Source organism: Verrucomicrobiota bacterium (genome assembly GCA_039027815.1).
Lineage (GTDB): Bacteria > Verrucomicrobiota > Verrucomicrobiia > Verrucomicrobiales > JBCCJK01 > JBCCJK01.
The window spans coordinates 78,209-96,892 of record JBCCJK010000004.1; the positions used below are offsets into that span (position 1 = coordinate 78,209).

At 54.0% G+C, this 18,684-nt stretch carries 15 protein-coding genes; 13 read left to right on the forward strand and 2 right to left on the reverse strand.

All coding sequences use genetic code 11. The annotated features are described in order from the left end of the window. The first annotated feature begins 2 nt into the window (after positions 1-2). The 12 genes from AAF555_02535 to AAF555_02590 all read left to right on the forward strand — a co-directional run bounded on the left by AAF555_02535 (position 3) and on the right by AAF555_02590 (position 15,119). Positions 3-1,007, forward strand: coding sequence for an acyltransferase (locus tag AAF555_02535; GenBank protein MEM6910435.1), 1,005 nt, complete (start codon positions 3-5; stop codon positions 1,005-1,007). A 226-nt stretch (positions 1,008-1,233) separates the two neighbouring features. Continuing rightward, positions 1,234-2,193: a glycosyltransferase family 4 protein gene (locus AAF555_02540; GenBank protein MEM6910436.1), complete on the forward strand. Its 960-nt coding sequence runs from the start codon at positions 1,234-1,236 to the stop codon at positions 2,191-2,193. A gap of 32 nt (positions 2,194-2,225) precedes the next feature. Beyond that, the gene (locus AAF555_02545) at positions 2,226-3,356 is read left to right on the forward strand and encodes a glycosyltransferase (protein ID MEM6910437.1); all 1,131 of its coding nucleotides are present in this window, start codon (positions 2,226-2,228) and stop codon (positions 3,354-3,356) included. Between the two features lie 48 nt (positions 3,357-3,404). Continuing rightward, positions 3,405-4,514 (forward strand): acyltransferase, encoded by a 1,110-nt coding sequence (locus tag AAF555_02550; protein MEM6910438.1) that lies wholly within the window; start codon positions 3,405-3,407, stop codon positions 4,512-4,514. A 44-nt stretch (positions 4,515-4,558) separates the two neighbouring features. Further along, complete coding sequence (locus AAF555_02555) at positions 4,559-5,116, forward strand: WcaF family extracellular polysaccharide biosynthesis acetyltransferase (protein ID MEM6910439.1); 558 nt, start codon at positions 4,559-4,561, stop codon at positions 5,114-5,116. Positions 5,117-5,348: 232 nt separating this feature from the next. Then, complete coding sequence (locus AAF555_02560; GenBank protein MEM6910440.1) at positions 5,349-6,239, forward strand: WecB/TagA/CpsF family glycosyltransferase; 891 nt, start codon at positions 5,349-5,351, stop codon at positions 6,237-6,239. A 315-nt stretch (positions 6,240-6,554) separates the two neighbouring features. Continuing rightward, positions 6,555-7,973 (forward strand): exopolysaccharide biosynthesis polyprenyl glycosylphosphotransferase, encoded by a 1,419-nt coding sequence (locus tag AAF555_02565; protein MEM6910441.1) that lies wholly within the window; start codon positions 6,555-6,557, stop codon positions 7,971-7,973. Positions 7,974-8,319: 346 nt separating this feature from the next. Beyond that, entirely contained in the window at positions 8,320-10,014 is a 1,695-nt protein-coding gene (locus tag AAF555_02570; protein MEM6910442.1) for an exosortase/archaeosortase family protein, read from the forward strand. A 278-nt stretch (positions 10,015-10,292) separates the two neighbouring features. After that, positions 10,293-11,516: an outer membrane beta-barrel protein gene (locus AAF555_02575; protein ID MEM6910443.1), complete on the forward strand. Its 1,224-nt coding sequence runs from the start codon at positions 10,293-10,295 to the stop codon at positions 11,514-11,516. A gap of 25 nt (positions 11,517-11,541) precedes the next feature. After that, positions 11,542-11,949 (forward strand): hypothetical protein, encoded by a 408-nt coding sequence (locus tag AAF555_02580; protein MEM6910444.1) that lies wholly within the window; start codon positions 11,542-11,544, stop codon positions 11,947-11,949. A gap of 61 nt (positions 11,950-12,010) precedes the next feature. Continuing rightward, positions 12,011-12,883, forward strand: coding sequence for an SLBB domain-containing protein (locus AAF555_02585; GenBank protein ID MEM6910445.1), 873 nt, complete (start codon positions 12,011-12,013; stop codon positions 12,881-12,883). A gap of 211 nt (positions 12,884-13,094) precedes the next feature. Then, the gene (locus AAF555_02590; GenBank protein ID MEM6910446.1) at positions 13,095-15,119 is read left to right on the forward strand and encodes a polysaccharide biosynthesis tyrosine autokinase; all 2,025 of its coding nucleotides are present in this window, start codon (positions 13,095-13,097) and stop codon (positions 15,117-15,119) included. Between the two features lie 636 nt (positions 15,120-15,755). Here AAF555_02590 and AAF555_02595 read toward each other — a convergent pair. Together AAF555_02595 and AAF555_02600 are read right to left on the reverse strand one after the other, a co-directional pair. Further along, on the reverse strand, positions 15,756-16,082 hold the full coding sequence (locus AAF555_02595; protein ID MEM6910447.1) for a hypothetical protein: 327 nt from the start codon (positions 16,080-16,082) through the stop codon (positions 15,756-15,758). Between the two features lie 842 nt (positions 16,083-16,924). Then, a complete protein-coding gene (locus AAF555_02600) occupies positions 16,925-17,863 on the reverse strand; it encodes a UDP-glucuronic acid decarboxylase family protein (protein MEM6910448.1) in 939 nt (312 codons plus the stop codon). A 399-nt stretch (positions 17,864-18,262) separates the two neighbouring features. Here AAF555_02600 and AAF555_02605 point away from each other — a divergent pair, with 399 nt between their 5' ends. After that, on the forward strand, positions 18,263-18,643 hold the full coding sequence (locus AAF555_02605) for a hypothetical protein (GenBank protein MEM6910449.1): 381 nt from the start codon (positions 18,263-18,265) through the stop codon (positions 18,641-18,643). Positions 18,644-18,684: the final 41 nt, after the last annotated feature.

Consider the following 18,684-nt stretch of genomic DNA (forward strand, 5'->3'; position numbering starts at 1 on the left):
CAATGACTGGCATAGTGACCGTTTATTCTCACGAAATCGATGTGGTCAAGGCGACCGCGATTTTCGGGGTCGTGATCATCCACGTGCCTCCTATTGGGCATTTCAACCCAGTCGCTTCAGAGGTCTTGTCGGTGCTGCAAGGTGTCTTCGAATGGGCAGTTTTCGGCTTCTTTTTCGCATCGGGCTTTTTGACAAAGCCAGAGTCCTTCATCAGTCGAGAAAGATTTCTTGGGTTTCTTAAAAGGCGGGCAGCGCGGCTACTTGTACCCTGCCTCTTGTTTTCGGTCATCTACAAGTTTTCGATGTGGGGCCTCTGGAAGCGAGGTTTCGTTCAGTCAATTGATTTGCCACTTCCGGAATCGACAAAAGGATGGGTCGATTTCATGATAGTGCCCGCTTCCCCTCAATTCTACTTTCTGCCGGTGTTGTTTGCCATTCAAGTTTGCTGCTTCCCGTTGTTTGGATCTTTCGGGGCTTGTCTCCGAGTCGGACTGGCGCTCGTCTTGGTTGGTGTTGGAGGAACGCTGTGGGGTGTGAGAGAGGGCTTCTGTTCGCTTCATGGACCAGAATGGTCGATTATGCCCCTGTACGGGGCATCATATTTGACGGGGGTCGTCTTCAAAGATTTCCGCCTGGGTCGCTGGGAGCTTGCTACGCTGGCTCTGCTGTTTTCGTCTCTGACCTTGTTGGCATGGATGAAAGTTGAGTGGCTACGACTAGGGCATCTGCTTGTTGCGCCTATCTTGTATGGCCTTTTCTACGAAGCTGGCAAATACGACCTTGGAGCCAGAGTTTTGCGTTATGCGAGCCGGCTGGGCCTTCGCTCGGGTGCTGTCTACGTTTGGCATGCCCCTATTTTGATTTCGGCCTGCACTGTTTTAGTTGTTGGGAGCTTTGGAGGCGGGGTGTTGTCCCTCCTTTTGGTTGTGTCGGCGACGGTAATACTGGCGGCCCTGTGTGGGGAGGCCACCAAACGTTTTTCTCTTCTCAAACCATTGAGGTTCTAGGTTGAAGGCTGCTATAGTATTCGCCCAATTCGGTCCTTATCACCATGCCCGAGTGGCTGCCCTTCAAGCGGCGCATCAAGCTGAGGTAGTGCCGGTGCAGATTGCGTCTGGAACGAAAACATACGCCTGGGAGATCTTGGGGCCACAGTGCGAGGGGCTGCAGACCTTGTGTCCCGGATCGATTGAGGCTCAGGGTTTTCGGCGGACGTTGCTTGCAGCGAGACGTTTGTTTCGCGAACGGTCAATCGAGGCAGCGTTTCTTCCAAGCTACGCGCCTTTGCCGGAGGCGGCGGTATGGGTCGCCGCGCAGATCCTAGGGGTGAAGTCGATCATGATGAACGAGAGTCACGCAGGGACGGAGCGGGCGACCGGATGGAAGCGCTGGGTGAAGCGTCGGATGATCGGCAGGTTCGATGCCGCACTGGTCGGGGGCGCTCCCCAGAAGCGACACTTTGCTAATCTCGGAATTCCCGAGGAATGCATCTTCACTGGATACGACGCCGTCGACAACGAGCTGTTTGCCAGTGAGGCCGAGAAAGCACGGGGAAATGCCCAAGGCGTGCGCGCAAAGCTGTGCCTCCCCGAGCGGTACTTCCTCAGCCTAGGGCGGATGGTGGAGAAGAAGAATCTGGGTGTTCTAGTCGAGAGCTACGCTCAGTTCTGCGCGGAGAGCGAGGAAGAGGTGGCGCTGGTGATGGTGGGCAGCGGTGACGAAGAGGCCGGGTTGCGGGCTCAGGCTGCGAGATTGGGAATGAAGGTGCATGATGCAAGTGATCTCAGCGATATTGATCGGCAAGCGCTGGGGCAGGGCGATGTGGTGTTTTACGGATTTCGGCAGATTGATGAGAATCCATTGTTCTTCGCATTGGCTGAGGCGTTTGTTTTACCGAGCCTTTGGGAAGAGTGGGGTCTCGTGGTGAATGAGGCTATGGCGTGCGGTGTGCCCTTACTGGTTTCCAGAACTGTCGGTTGTGCGGAAGATTTGGTCGAGGATAACGGCAACGGTTTCACCTTTGCTCCGAGTTCGGCTAGTGAGTTGAGCCAGCGGCTCTCCGAGCTTGCTGCTGGTGGGGAGCTGCGCCAGCGATTCGGGCGGTGTTCCGAGAAAATCATTGCTACCTGGGGTTGCGAGAATTTTGCCAGAAATGCGCTTCGAGCCTTGGATGCGGCGACTGGTCGATCCTGAGTCCTCTTGGAGCGTCATAGTAGGCTTTCGCAATGCACCATCTCCACTTCGTGCAGTCTTTAGAACCCTCGACTGGGGCAGGATTGGGATATTCCGCCTTGGGAATGCACAATGGCCTGAACGAGGCTGGCGAGCGATCGGAACTGTGCACGACACGAGCGTCGGAATTCTCGAGGAAGTGGGACGGGACGCGACAGTATGAGCGTAAGGGTCCGGCGAAGGTCTTCTATGCTCCGGATCTCGGACGGGACGCGGAACAGCTTGTCGAGGCCGCAGACGTGGTCCACGGGCATGGGTTCTACGTGTATCCGAATTGGGTGATGGGGCGCGAGGCTCGGCGTGTCGACAAACCCATGGTATATCACGTACAAGGCTTCTTGGACCCTTGGATTCTTGCGCGATCGCGGGGGAAGAAGCGACTTGCGGGGCTGTTGTTCGAGAATGCCAATTTCCGCCATGTGTCGTTGTGGCGAGCGTGCTCGGACAAGGAAAACCAGCAAATTCGCGACTATGGGATCACGGCGCCGATCGTGACCTTACCGAATGGAGTACACCTACCACCTGAGCGGAGTTCCGAGGAGGTTGAGAAACTGGTGGGGCGATTTCCGAGGAAACGGCCTAGGCGGGTGGTGTTTCTATCCCGCATCCACAAGAAAAAGGGGCTGGATCTCCTGTTGCCGGCGTGGGCTGGGTTGCCGAAGGGACTGACGGCTGATTGGGAGATCGCCCTCTTCGGGCCTGATGAGGGGGGCTATCAAGCGACCATCGAGGGGATTGCTAAGGAATTGGATTTGGGGGAGGTGGTGTCGTTTTATGGTTCAGTGAGCGGGGAGGACAAAGAGGCGGCCCTGCGGTCGGCGGACCTCTTTGTGCTGCCGTCGTATTCCGAAGGCTTTCCGATGGCGGTGCTGGAGGCGGCCAGTTATGGGCTCCCGGTCGTCCAGACCGACGAGTGCAATTTTCCGGCCTTGACTGAGCGAGGCGGAGCATGGGAGGCGACACCTACGATTGAGTCTGTCCAAGAACAGCTGGGTCATGCTCTTTCTACTGATGAGCTTGAGCGAAGGCAGCGTGGCGAATTAGGACGTCAATTGGTGTCTGAGCAGTACAGTTGGTCGTCTATTGCCACTCGGTTGGTCGAGGCCTGTCAGAAGTATCTCTAAGATCTAGAATCGATGCCTTCCTTAGCGCAGAAACCGGTCTACTTTCCTTTGCTTGATCTTTACCGTGCCATTGCAGCGGGGTTGGTTGTTTTGGAGCACGCACGGCATTATCTGTTTGTTGATTACGGCGAAATCGAGAGCCCGAATTTGGTCACGAAAGTATTTTATTTCATCACCCAATTCGGGCACGAGGCAGTTCTTCTCTTTTTTGTGTTGAGCGGTTTGGTGGTGGGGCGAATTGTGGTTGATCAAGTTTCCAACGAGACGTGGTCGTGGCGGGATTATCTGTTTGCCCGGCTTACACGGCTTTGGATTGTGCTCATACCGGCGATAATTCTGACCGGTATTTTGGACCTGACAGCTCTTCAGATTGCTTCCGACAGTCATTTCGTCCACCAAGGGGGATTTGCGCACATCCAGCATCATCCGTTGGTGGACTCTCTGGGGGTGGGGGCATTTGTCGGGAATCTCGTATTCCTGCAAACGATCTTTGTTCCTCCCTTTGGTTCGAATGGCCCGTTGTGGAGTCTGGCGTATGAGTTTTGGTATTACGTTCTGTTTGCAGGTGTTTGGGTAACTGCCTTCTCCCGCGCTGGCTTATGGTCGAGGGTGATTGGTGGCCTCGTCGGGGTGCTTTGTCTGATTATTGTCAATCGGGAAATTCTTGTCTTGTCCGGCGTGTGGTTGTTGGGCGTCGTCGCCTACCTGGCCTGGAAGCGATTTCCGATCAGGGGGATTGGCGCAGTGGTCGTGTTGATGGGGTCGCTTTCCGCGACACTGGCCTGTCTTGTGGCCCTGCGTGTCGCCTTTTTCGATTCCGTCGGACTTCCGAACTGGTGCGGACAGTATTTGCTCGGAGCCGTCTTTGCGGTGTGCGTGTGGGCGTCTTTGGAGTTCAGACGAAAGTCCCTTATGATGAGGCTTGGTGAATTTTTCTCGAGGTTCTCCTATTCACTGTATCTTGTTCATTTACCCGTGTTGTCGATCTTGATTGTTCCTTTTATTTCTGGGAATGTAGATCGAATGTGGCCCGGTATGAAGTCGTACGGAGTTTATGGGGCTGTCGTCATTTTGCTCTATCTCGTCAGCTACTTGTTCTTCGCAGCTACAGAGAAGAACACAGGCAAGCTTCGACGATGGATCAAACAGCGTTCCTAAATTATAGAGATTTTTGATCGCGGTGTTCGCTGCCGGTTATCGCCATGTCCAATACCCGTCTAGATCAGTTTGACGCCTCGGTCGGCTTTGACCGGGGACGGTCGAAGGCTGTCGAAGCGGTGTGGTATGTCCTAAAATGCGTTTTATTCTTGAGTCCGTTGCCGTGGCCGTCGCGGCTGAAGTGCTTGGTCTTGCGGGTTTTTGGGGGAAAGGTGGGAGCAGGAGTGACCATCAAGCCTCGGGTAAACATTCACTTTCCGTGGAAGCTGGAGGTCGGCGATTGGTGTTGGCTGGGGGAAGAGGTGTTCATTCTCAATTTCGAACCAGTGAAGATTGGGGCGAGTGCTTGCATTTCCCAGCGAGCTTTTCTCTGTGGAGGCAACCACGACTTCCGGGATCAGACTTTCAGATTCCGCAATGCGCCAATTGCGATTGGGGATGGAGCTTGGGTGGGAGCGCAAAGTTTTGTAGGTCCCGGTGTCATTGTGGGCGATGAAGCTGTAATCACGGCGGGGAGTGTGGTAACGAAAAGTGTGCCGGAGAATGAGGTTGTTTCTGGGAATCCTGCAGCGCAAGTGGGGGTGAGGTGGAAGCAGAACTAGCAAAAGCTATGAGGGTTGAAGTCAAATTGACATATGTAGGTATGAATATAATGTTCGTTTAGGTGAGTGATGGAGGTGAGGTGGTCACTGAAGGGTAATCGAAAGCGCAAAAATCGTAAATGCTTTTAAAGAGCCTGAAAGAGCTTGGAATTTTGCGCCTTGGGTGCCAACCGCCGACCGAGGCGCAAAAGTGGCTCAGGTGACTGTGAAGTTGTTGAATTGATAAAAAGTTGTGAACGTTTCTCCAAATTTCACCTTCCTCAGCATGCGTTTCTGGAACGCGCCTGCGGAAGATTTGCTTCGCGAGTTGGATTCCAAGGGTGGGATGTTAGGAGTGCCTTCTGCGCCTTCGCTGGCTCAGGCGGCGGTGGACGGGGAGTTGTTGCGCTCACACCGTGAGGCGGCTTGGAATGTCATGGATGGAGGCTATGTGGCGATGCTGCTGCGTATGGTGGGGCGAAACTGCCGTCGGATCTCAGGCCTGCAGATTGTTCAGAAACTGACCCTTCCAACAGGGAAAGGTGCGGTGCCGATGCAGGAACGGCGGATTCTCTGGGTGGTGCCCAATGGGCAGGAGGCAGAGCGGATTGCGAACTATGTGGCTTCGAGGGGATTTCCTTGGGGAAGTCAGTTTTTTTATGAGGCACCGTATTATCGGACTGACGGGGAGTATCGCGACGAAGGGGCTTTTGCGAAGGTGCGCGAGGTGAAACCGGACTGGATCGTGGTCTGCATTGGGGGAGGGCGTCAAGAGAAGTTGGGCTATTGGCTGCAGAAGGAGTTTTGTGGCTCGCCTGCTGGGGGGACTTCAGTTGCCATTTTTCCGGGTCCAGAAAAAGAGGAGAACGGCGAAGCTGCTACAAACGACCAACTGTCAAGTGACAACACGTACAATCAGTCCCCCGCCATCATCTGCACGGGTGCGGCGATCGCTTTTCTGAGTGGAGGGCAGGCCAATATTCCTCCATGGGCGGATCGGCTGTATCTGGGCTGGTTATTGCGCATTTTGAACAATCCACGTTCGTTCATCCCCCGCTATTTCAACGCGGCATGGCAATTCCCTGTGGCCTTGTGGAGGTTCCGTGGCGAGTGGTTTGCTAAGCCGGAAAAATCGGGAGGCTAAGGGCGGAAGCAGGATTGTTGGGGTATGCCAGCCTCCAGAGAGCTAGGGTGGAGAAAAGGCGCTCAAGTTTGCGGGCAGTAGAATCGGTGTCCTGCGCAGGCGCAAGATCACGGTGGTAACCCTGCTTCTTCGGCGCGCCTTGGTCTGCGCCAAAATCCACGGGGTATCCTCTCGGTTTCTTTTGCAGCTTGGTATTACACCTCCGCTCCTTCTTCAAGCCTGCTTTAAGGGGCGGTTTTTTCACAAAATCGCAATTTGCTTTTTTAGCGGCACAAGCTCTGCTCCCGTTGTTTTCGCTCCACGCTTGCTTTTGCCATGCTCACCAACCGTGCTTCCGGCTTGTATCGTGTCCACGTCCTCTGTCAGGCCGTGGTGGTAGCGCTCTATTTTGGCCTTTTGCTGTTGGGCTTCAAGTTGGTGCGCGGCTGGTCCACTGTGGATGCTTCGGACTACTTGGTCTACTTGGTCGTGATCGTGGCGAGCCTTTTGGTGGAGGCGATGCTGCGGTCGGAGCGGTTGAGGTGGTTGCTGGAGCTGGCGCCAAGGCATATCGCTCGAAATTCTCTTTCTCAAACGGTGGCAATTGGGTTTGGACTGTCGTTCTTCTTGGTTGGGATGAAGGATCTAGGCATTTCTAGAATTTATTTCGGCTTGCTGCTTGTTGGGGCCTACCCGGTGCTCTATTACTGTAATCGTTATCTTCCCCGCCCTGTTTTGCGTTTCCTTCTCTGGCGCTTTGGGCGTGATCCCGTGAAGGTGTTGGTGGTGGACGACGATGGGTCCACGCTGAAAGACTTTCGGAGGCGAATCAATGCGGGGCAGTATCCGGGGTCGAGGCTCGTGGGCTATCTCAGTCGGGAAATTCCCAACAATCCCAGTGAAGCGCTATCTGTTGGTTGGCTGGGGACATTAGAAGATTTGGAAAAGGTAGCGAGCGAATTCGGGATCAGCCAAGTGGTCGTTCCTAGCGTGGATTTCTCACGAGAATTTGGCCGCCGCATGATGGATTTCTGCGAAGCCAAGGGCTTGCGGATTGTCTTGGTAAATGATGTCCCAAAACGCCTTGGGCGGAGTTTAACCATGACGAGCGTGGGGGGGCTGGAAATTCTTTCTCCCAGGACGGAACCTTTGGAGGATCCTTTGAATCGTATGGTTAAGCGATCAGCTGACATTGGAATTTCGGCAGTCGTCTTGAGCTTTGTGCTGCCGCTCATGATCACTTTCGCATGGATCGCCCATCGTTGGCAAAGCCCAGGGCCTCTCTTTTACAAGCAAGAGCGAAGTGGTCGAGGTGGGCAACGGTTCAAGATTTACAAATTCCGCTCGCTCCATGTCGATCATGGAGAAGATAGCAAACAGGTGACAACCAACGACTCTCGAGTCTTCCCCTTAGGTGCTCTCATGCGGAAATTGAGCATCGACGAACTGCCTCAGTTCTGGAACGTGCTTCAAGGACAGATGAGTCTTGTAGGTCCCCGTCCTCATTTGCCTGAGCATGATGCCGAATTCGCTCAACAGACCGCCAACTATGCCGTCCGCCACTTTGTCAAACCAGGCATCACTGGCCTAGCCCAAGTCAAAGGCTATCGTGGGGAAACCCGGACTCGCAACGATGTGCGGCACCGAGTCCGATGGGATGTCGTCTATTTGGAACGCTGGACGCCTTGGCTGGACACTTGGATTCTATGGAGAACCGCCTGGCAGTGTCTAGTTCCTTGTAAAAAGGCCTACTGATCATAGCGCGACATGGTGGCGAAGATTGAAGACCGAATGGCATGTGGATTTTCCAAAAACTTCCCAGCTCAAATCTGCCTACACCAGCGCAATTGAAAATTTCTCCATATTAAAATTTCTTCGTAGTCAGTTGCCGAAAAGGGTCTTGAGTTAGGGCGCTCATGCTGCTGTGAGGCTAGCCCTCTGTTGGGTGTAGATAGAGAGAAGTCTTTTCGTTGCTGCTATCGGTGGCTTGTCGTTCAAGTGTTTAGAAAGGCCGTCCGGACATCTGTGTCGATCTTCGGGTTAGAAATCGGCTTTTCGGCTAGTTGACGGTGGTGGTGGTTTTTAGTGTTCATCGACAACCGTGCCTTCCTTTAGCCAGACGAAAATCGCCCTGCGAGAGTTCTTTTCGCCTTCACTGACGTTTTGGCTGGTACTAGCGCTTCTTTGGGGCCAGCTTTTTTTTGTTTGCGCTGCCACCTGGCTGGCCCAGGAGACCTACGAGTATGCTTGGCTGATTCCACCCCTTTTGGTCTTTTTTCTTTTTCGGCGGGACGAAATCAGATTCAACCCAGATCATTTTCAGCCCAGGTTGGTCGGAGGCGAGAGGGTGGGGGGCAACCCTCGCTCCTGGGCTGTGAGATGGCTCCTTCTTGCCTTAGGGTTGGGAGTCTTCCTGTGGGCATTGAGGGTCGTGGAGACCGTGGATCCGTATTGGCGTTTGGCCCTCTGGGTCCACGCTTCGCTGGTCGTGTTGATTTCGGCCGCCTGGTGTTTTTGGGTTTGGCGACCAAAGCTCTCATTGGGTCTGCGTTTGTTGCCGCTGGTCTTCTTGTCCCTTTTGGCTGTGCCCTTACCAACAGGCTTGGAAGTTTGGCTCGTCGAAGCATTCACCGACACTACCATGGCACTTGGGGTCGGATGGATGGAGTTGGCAGGACGCCCTGTGGAAAGGGTAGGGCGTTGGTTGGTCTCGATGGGGGAGCAAGTAGAGGTGACGGAGGGCTGTAGTGGAATTCGGTCTTTTCAGAGTCTGCTTTTTGTCGCAGTGGCGTTGGGGGAGATGATGACCCTCCGCTGGTGGGGTCGCTTTCTTCTGATTCCGTTGGCGGCGCTCTTGACGTTGGTCTCGAATTTCATCCGAGTGGTTTGTTTGGCTGAGACTCGTTGGACGGAAGGACCGGTCGCTTTCCAGCGACTGCATGACAGCATCACCCCATGGACATTTTCAGGCGCTTGTTTGGCCTTGGTCGTCGTCGCGGCTTGGATCCGACGTTGTCAGTCGGCCAGAAAACGGGTTCAGGTGATCTCGAGCCAAGAAAAGGTGGGTCAGACTGTCGCAGAGAGCCTTACAGCCAACCCCCGTGCAGAAACAGAGAATGAGGGCATGCCGACACATCCCTTGCGGCGGAATGGTTGGAAACTTGCGTTCTTAGTGAGCGCTGGAGTCGTGGTGATTGAGGTGGGTCGACTCTCTTGGTTCAGGCAGTCAAACGAAGCGGCAGAAACCGAAAAACCGTTTGCCCTCGAAAAATCGCCGCGCCTGGGGCTGAAACTCCTTGAAGTTGGCTCAGCAGTTCGTGAGGCTTACGCGGGGGGAGAGGTTTCGAGCGGGGTGTATCTTCAAGATGGTGTGGAAGCTGAAGTGTATTTGATTCACTGGGAAGACGCGTCCTCATCGGGATGGTATGAAATAGGAGGACATGATCCTTCCGTCTGCATGGAAAGTGTGGGCTCCAAGGAGGAAAAGGTCTACCCACCTTGGATCGCCTCTCAGGGAAAAGCTTCCCTCATCGTTCGTCCGGCCCTCTACCGTTCGGTGGATGGTAAGAAAGTTTACTTGTTTGAGGGCCTTTGGTTCGGGTGGAGGGCGGGCGATGCGCTCGCGTTCCTAGGATCGGGCGATCTGAGAGGGCTTCGTTTTGCAATTGCAGCCAGCAGGACCTTGAAATTTCCGGCGATTCGGTTGCGGGTAGGAGTGAGGTTTGCTCAGGGTTATCCTGAGGCCAGGGCTTTTTTTGAAGAGGTAGTTTTAACAGCTGTCTCCCAAAATTTCTGATTGCCGTCGAAACTTTTCGTGTGTCCTGCGCACTACTCTCCCCAAAAGCAAAACTCAGCGATTTGGGCCTGCCTGTTGATCTGATGCGACCGTCGATCTAAAAGCAGCTCTTTTTGTGCCCTGATTGCCCCGATAAGCTCATGATTCGGCGAGAGATTGGCACATCCACTGCTCCTGCTGAGGGGGTGCTAAATTCTCAATTTGTAAATCACCGCTCTAAGTTTTTGGCTTGACTTACAGCCAACCTAACCGAGCCTTCCACTGCTCAACCTTTGCTCATGAAAGCTAAAATCATTGCTCTGTTTCTGGGTCTGTCTCCCTTCACTGCTACTCTCGGTGGAGAACCGCTGCCCTTCGTCGAAAGTCCATCGAGTTCTTTCGGAATCGCCCCCCTCAACCTCGATCTGATCCCTTCACTGGGGATCACCTACGATACCAACCTCAACCGGACTGCAGCCCTCGAAACGGATGCGGTGAAATATTATGCAGGTTTGGGGATCGTGGTGAGCTCGGCAGATCCGGGCGAAACTCTTTTCGAGTGGGCCATCCGTGCGGATGTCGACTTTTTTGAGTATGACATCGACACTGATCGAGACAATGTCGATTTTTCCCTGAAGGCTAGCGCAGCGCTAAACGGCGCCAAAACCACTGCTCAACTGAGCGCTTATTTCTTGCTCAATAACGGCAACACTGCCTCCCTCGATAATCGGATTCGGGAAGAAAGGTCGGCAGACAGCTCTGACTACGGTTTGATCTTTTCTGCTACCCGGGATCTCCCCCGCGGTTATTTGGAAGCTTCGGCCAGCGTCGATTATCGGGATTTTGAACAGTCTTTTAGTGGGGCGCAGGGTCTGTCAGATTACCAATCCTACTCCGCCGATTTGGCCTACTTCCTCAGTCCTGGGTTTGCCCCTAAGATGGATTTTGGTTTTGGTTTGGGAGTTGGCTATGAAGAAGCTGATGTCTCCTCCGAACAGTTCATTCTTGAGCCTACAGCACGAGTGAAGTGGCGAATCAGTGCGAAGACAAGTGCTTTCGCAAGCGTCGGAGCCGAATTCCGCTCCATCGACGACAGTGGCGGTGTGACGGAGGATGACCCCGTGAACCTTAGTTTCCGGGGCGGTTTGGTTTGGGAGCCCAGTCCCTTGACTACTTTTACTACATCAGTGTATCGAGACGGGAATTCTTCTGTGTCCCTAGCAAATCAAAACTACAACGCGGTTGGAGTAGGTTTTGACGTGAGTCAGAGTCTCCCCTACTCCGTTTCGGCGACCGCCTTCTTCGCTTACGAAAACGCAGAGTATTACTCACTGACAGCGGTTTCGACCGACCGCGAGGATGATTTCTTTCGTGGAGGGGTGAGTCTCTCTAAGACGCTCAACGTGCCAGTCGCGCCCGTTACCGTTTCCGTGTTTTACAATTACAATGAAAATGATTCTTCCGATCCCCTTTCAAGCTACGATCAACACTTGATCGGAGCCAAAGCTAGCGCCACCTTTTGAGAAGTTCCCAAAACTATAACAAAAAATGAAAACTGTTCTTTTGTCCACACTCATTGGATTCTCTGCAATCCTAATCGCAAACTCTGCTGAAGTCGTTTCCGGTGATGCCGGTGACGGGCAACAGGAGGTGGAGGTCACCTACGTGGTCGACGGCCAGACCTTCACCATCAGTGGAACTACCAACGCGGATGGCACCTTCACCGTGGCCTTGCCGGATGGCGCGACGGGAATTTCCATCACGGCCCAGCCGGTGGGTTTCACTAGCCCACCAACGACCCTGCCGACCAGTGCCTTTGTTGTGACAACCGTGGCTGCCTCGTCGGGTGCGGCAACTTTCCTGTCGCTCTCCGGCAGCGGAGGTGGAGCCAATTTCGAAAGTCAGGCAGTTTTGAATGAGATCGCGCGACAAATCGCGTCTCCTGAAGCGCCCTAGGGCAAGCTCAGCTGAGAAAAATTTGGGAAAGGGGGGTGCTTGACAGCGCCCCCCTTTTTTTGTGTTTACCTTTCGAACAATCCACGCCATTTTCTCGCCGATGTTTGTCTCTAGAATCTACTCGCGATGCCCGTTGATACTGGGATTTTGCACTGCTCTGACGTGGGCACCTCTGTCTGGAATCGCTCAGGGTGATGCCAGGGAGGTCCTCAAGAAGGGTGATGTGATCTCCCTGAATGTTTTCGGAGAGGATTCGCTGACCAAAAGCATCCTCATCTCAGCCGAGGGAAAGGCTGTCATCCCTCTCCTGGGAGCCCTGGACGCGGCCGGGAAAAGCACGACCGAATTTGCGGCTCTCATCGAGGCAGGCCTGGAGCAAGACTTCATCCGCGATGCCCAAGTTTCTGTCAGCATCCTCGAGAAGAGAAAAAAGCAAGTCAATGTCCTTGGCAGTGTCAGAGCCGCTGGCAGTTATGAGTTCGAGGATACCACCAAACTCAATTTACGGACCTCGATCGAAGCGGCAGGAGGTCTGGACGAAAACGCCAATAAGGAAAAAATTGAAGTCGTGCGATTGGTGGCTGGAACAACCAAGACCTATATGCTCGACCTTGATGGAAGCGCTTCTTTTTCTATCAAAGACGAAGATACGATCGTGGTTTATGGCTTTGGGAAAATGGGCTTCGTCGCCATTTCGGGCGAGGTGGCGTCTCCGGGAGTCCTCGAAATCCCTCCCAATATGAAGTTTGATCTCCTAACAGCGATCACCACCGCTGGCGGGTTCACTGACATCGCTGACAAAAGCGACGTAGAGGTCAAGCGCGAAATCAATGGACGAACGCAGACCTTCACCTTCAACGTGCGCCGCGAATCTGGTTCCGAGTTTATCGTTCAGGATGGCGATAAAATCATTGTTGGTGAACGAATGTTCTAACGGATCCGGCAATCTGTGTGCTTGATCTTCAGAGCTTCGCTGGTTTCGGGTCCAGACGGACTGTCTTCGAGTCCCAGCCCAATTTACCACCCTTCTTATTAAAGTTCTCAATTCCCTTCTCGCCGTGCAATCGCCAAAATTTGATCAACCCCCTTCTTTGTCTGTCCCTTCCCAACCCGTTTCTCAGTCATCCGCCGGCTATGCGACATGGATGGATCAGGATGATATCGAGGCTGCCCACCGAGACGGCCGCTCCCGAAACCTAAAAGACTATTACTACCTTTTCCTTCGCAGGCTCTGGTTGTTGCCGGTCACCCTGCTCGCTGGGTTGGGTGTGGCTTATTACGTGGTTTCTGCTAGTCCTGACGAATACACCTCGGTCGCCACGATTGAGGTCGAACGACAAAGCAATGGAGGTGCTGAAATCGGAGACAGTGAGGAGCTTCGCATGGGGGGGCAGTCAGTCATATCGACTGTGGTGCAGAAGCTCCAGATGGGTGATTTATTTCGGTCAGTTGCGGAAAGGCCAGACGTTCGCTCGCTCGACGCGATCATACCGAAATCGAAAAATTGGACCCCGTGGGTCGAGAAAGAGGCAGAATCCGAAGAGGCGGCCAGTGTGGAACAAGTGACCTCCATCGTGCAGCAGTCAATCGGGGTTGCCGCACGTGACGCAACGAACCTCATTGATATTGTTGTCACCCATTCAGACCCAGAGGCGGCCCAAGCCATCGCGATTGGTTTGCTCAGCGAGTATCACCGGATGCAGAGAGATATCGCGGCCGGAAAGACCTCCGATGCGGTGGACTACATCAAAACCGAGACGGAGTCCATCATGGAAGAAGTGGAAAGGGCTCGTGATGCCTTAAATACCTACAAACAGCTGCTTACTTTGAAAGAGGATATCCGGGGGGTGGAGACTTCGATAGCGGTTCTTGAGAAGAAGTATCTCCCTCGTTGGCCTGAGCTTGTTGAGCAGGTGGAACTTCTTTCGATACTCCAGCGCCGCTTTTTGGAAGAATATGACCGAGTTCTCAGGCGTTCGCCGTCGGAGAAGGAATTTTGGCAAGGCAAAGAGTCGGTGGAATTGGCAGGCTTAGAGGGAAATGAGCGAATTCAATTTCTCTTGACCTTGGTCGAAGGACGAGCGGATATCCTGGAAAATAATTTGGCGAATCGCCAGGCCTTTCTCAATAATCGCATTAACATTTCGGCCGAAGGAGAGTTTGCTCAAGACTTTGAAACCCAAGAGTTCGCCATCACGAATCGCCCCCAACTCCCAACAGCTCCCTCGGGACCAGACCGCCTCCAAATGATGACAATGGGAGGGGTCGGAGGATTGGCTTTAGGAGCGGGCCTCATTCTTCTTCTCGGTTTCCTTGATTCTTCGGTGCGACGGGTGGACGAGCTAGAAAGTGTTTCGAATCTGTCTGTGTTGGGTGCCATACCCTCCTCGAAGGACGCCGATGTTCGGCAGCTTTCGGATGGAGAGCAAAGAAAGAAGCGAGCGGACTTTGCCCCTGCTTTGGTAACCTCCCATAGCCAACGGGCTGCCTCGCTGGAGGCAGAAGCGATCCGAAGCCTTCGCGTTTCTTTGTCCTACTTAGGAGATATGGAGGATCGGAAAACGTTTCTTGTTTCCAGTTCCAATCCGGGCGAGGGGAAAAGTTGGGTCTCGGCAAATATCGCGGCCGCTTTTGCTCTTCAGGGGGATAAGACAGTCCTCGTCGATATGGATTTGCGCCGTCCCGTGCAGCACCAAATGTGGGGGATCGGTCGAGACGTCAAGGGGATTTCGGAGTTCTTGAGTCAAGGATCGAAGCTTTCCGAGGTGACCCACGAGACAGAAGTAGAAAATCTTTCGATTATCCCCTCAGGAGCCCCGACGCCGAACCCAGCGGAGTTGCTTGGCGTCCGCAAGGTTCAGGATTTTTTCAAGCAGTTACGGGACAATTACGATCGGGTGATCATCGATTCGGCACCCATCATCGTGGTGTCTGATTCGCTGCACATTGCCCGATTTGCCCAAACGGTGGTTTTGGTTTATTTCATGGGGAAAACTCCGATCAAGGCACTCATGAGGTCAATAAAAATCCTCGAATCAAACAAGACTCGTCCAGCTGGCGTGATAGCCAATCGTCTCCCCCCCACCAACAATGCCGGGAAGTATGGTTATTACTATGGATACTATGGCCCAGGCGGACAGTCAGACTATTATTCCCAAAAGATGGATTGATACCAATCTCTAGGGGTATAGTGGCAGACTGGGGGACCTTGCTGATAAGGAGCCTGACCTTCCGAGCCAAGAGAAGTAGAATCTAGGACCTTTGGCTCCGGTCAAAATTTACACCGCCATTCCTTGATTTCATTTTGGTTCCCAGTCCGGGTGCCATCAGGATAGATCTCCTTCGCAGCATGTTCGTTGATTCAGTTTTCGTAAAGGCCCATGCCAATACTTGGCTCGCTTGAGAAGGCCTTCCTTTGGCTAAGTGGGGCCGCTTTCCTTTGGGCTCCGCTTTCGCATTCGCTTGGCGCCAATACGGCAACCGTCTTTTGGGATACCACAGACTATGGCCGAGATGTTCTAGGCTTTTTGCTGGCTGTGCTGGTGACTCTATGGATCTCGATTCTTATCAAAGAAGGCCGAATGCCCCGCATCTCCGCAGCGCTGCTGGCGCCGATTTTCCTGCTGGCTGGGCTCGTCTGGTTCCAGGCCTGGAACCGTAGCCATGCGTTCATTCCTGAGTTGTTTGTTCTTCTGCCTCAGCCGGAGTTTCGGGAGGGGTTTCCTCGAACTGTTCACCAAGAAGGGACCGTGGTCCTCGCGGGATACCTTTCCATGCTGGGGCTTTGGCTGCTGGCGATTGCAGATTTAGCGCGCAAAAGGATTTTTCGAGAAGTAATCTTGACCCTGATTCCGATTTGCGGAGCGGTGGTGGCCTTGATCGGCATCGCTCAAAAAACCCTTGGGGTGGAGACGATGCTTTGGACAGACCAAAAGGTAGAACAGACATTCTTTGCCGCCTACCGCTACCATGCGAATGCGGCGGCTTTTCTCAATCTTTGCTGGCCCCTCGCTCTGGCAAAGCTGCTTTGCGTGCCGCGTCTGGAAAAGAATCCCCTTCGGGCCGCCTCCTGGAGCGCTGTTTTCTTTCTTTCTTATCCAGCTTTGTTCGTGAACTCCTCCAAGGCGGGGCATTTTTTGGGCCTTGTGGCTCTCCTCTTGATTCCTTTTTTGTTCTGGCGTCCCCTTCGGGAGAGGTTCCGTTCAGCCCGAGCCACGATCGCAATCACCTTGATCCTTTTAGTGAGCGTGGTGTCAGTCGCTTCGATTGGGACGGTCAAGCTGGTTGAGAGGTGGGAACACTTTTTAGAGAGTTCGAAGGAGGAATCCGGGTTGCTCGGGAGTCGCCAAGACGCTTATGAAGCCGCCGAGACGATGATCTCCGATGCCGGTAGGTGGGGCTTCGGAGCGGGCTCGTTTCGTTACGTCTTTCCTTTCTTTCAGCGAGAGAATGAAGCGCTTATGACGACCCAAGGAGACCGCTCTGCGCAGCGGTCTTTTTGGCGCTATTTGCACAATGATTACCTCCAAACGAGGATTGAGTGGGGGATTTGGGGTTTGGGCCTATGGATTTGGCTGATTGGTGGGGGGATACTGCTAGCCACTTGGAGGGATCGATCTTGGCGGCGGAAGGCGGAGAATTGGGTGATGACTCGGGGATTGCTGCTCGCTCTGGCCTTGGTTTGTTTCCATGCTTGGGTCGATTTCCCTCTGCAAATCCCGTCCATCCAATTTTACTTTGCCACGCTCCTGGGGGTGGCCTGGCGTTTGCCCAAGGAAAAAAGATCGGCGGGTCCCTCGAGGACGAAAAAGCGAAGCTACCGAAAAGATCAAAAGTCTTCCAGGATGAAGAACCGCGACCCTGCCAACCGACGAACTGATTTGGGAAAGGAAGGTCTCGGTCTTTCGATCAGTTGATCCGGGCGCTTGGGGTTGCCAGGCACACCCAGTGGAAAGCGGCCTTGTCAGAGGGCGTGTCAACTCAGGCCGAGAACTCTGCGGAAGTGCTCGATTGTTCGGTCAAGGCCATTTGAAAGATTTACCGTAGGGCTCCAGTTGAGATGCTTTTGGGCGAGAGCGATGTCGGGGCGGCGTTGTTTGGGGTCGTCTGAGGGGAGGGGGAGGAAGGTGAGTTTGGATTTTCCGCCGATTTTTCCGAGGACGGCTTCGGCCAGTTCGATCATGGTGAATTCGCCGGGGTTGCCAAGGTTGATGGGGCCGAGGACTTCTTCTTGATTCATCAAGCGAAGGAAGCCTTCTACCAAGTCGGCCACGTAGCAAAACGACCGGGTTTGGGAGCCATCTCCGTAGATGGTGAGGTCTTCGCCTTTGAGAGCTTGGACGATGAAGTTGGAGACGACCCGGCCGTCCTCCGGGTTCATGCGTGGTCCGTAGGTGTTGAAGATTCGCACGATTCGGATGTCGACTCCATTTTGCCGGTGGTAGTCGAAGTAGAGGGTTTCGGCGCAGCGCTTGCCTTCATCGTAGCAGGAGCGGATGCCGATGGGGTTGACACTGCCCTTGTAGCTTTCGGGCTGGGGGTGGACATCCGGATCACCGTAGACTTCGGACGTCGAGGCGAGGAAGGCTCGAGCTTTGGTGCGTTTGGCAAGGCCGAGACAGTTAATGGCCCCCACCACCGAGGTTTTGATGGTTTTGATGGCGTTGTATTGGTAGTGCACCGGGGAAGCCGGGCAGGCCAGGTTGTAGATTTGGTCCACTTCGGCCTTGAAGGGATCAATGACATCATGCCGAATGAGTTCGAAGCTGGGGTGTCCGAGATGATGAGCGATGTTTTGCTTCCGTCCGGTGAAGAAGTTGTCGAGACAGAGGACTTCGTGTCCCTGCTCGATCAGGCGATCACAGAGGTGGGATCCCAAAAATCCGGCCCCGCCAGTGATAAGAATGCGTTTCATGCGGAAAGGTTTGATACCAACCTCCAGAATTCACTGGAAGAATGGAGGGGAGGTGTTGTGGGGAAGAGGCGCTGAAGCGCGGGGAAGGAAGAGCCGGAGTCTTTGGAGCCAGCCCAGCGTTGCTCCTCGGTTACGGTGCCTGCACCGCGCCCTCGTCGCGCCTTGGTCTGGCCCGAAATCCACTCGGCCATTCTACCAGCCAATTCTGCAGCTTGGTATTAGGGGGCACGATCTCGGTTTAAGCAAGCTGGATCTTCGTTTGACTGCGGCCAGGGAATCATAGGCCTTTTCCTATAGAATCCAGTGATGAGTGGCAGGAGTGGTTCCGCCTGACCCCGCAGGATCGCTGGCGCGAAAGCGGAAAACTCGGGTCCACCTATCAACTCCTCGGAGGCAGCCTTGATCCCGAACCCGATTACGACAGTCCTTCCTTCGATGAAAAAGAATGGCGTCGATTGTCTTCCGATGGGCGGCCAAGCCTGCGTGTTCTACGGCGGAGCGGAGTGTAGCCGTGACATCAATTTCGTGTTGAGTGTCTCGCCGGACAATTTGCGGCGGCTGCGCGGTGCTCTTGCTGCCCTGCAGGCGGGCGTGATGGCGGTTCCGCCCTTCGAAATGGATTATCTGAAGCGCGGCCATGCGGTGCATTTCCGGTGTGCCGCGGCGGGGGTGGAGCGTTTTGGAAGCGCTGAACAAGTTGGTTTTTTCAGAAGGGGTGGAAGAGAGGGGAGATATTCCTGCCTGAGAGTGCCGTATTCTACTGTGAGTGGAGCGTCTTGAAGGGGAAGAGTCCTAGGTTGTGGTAACCCGAGCTCTTCGAA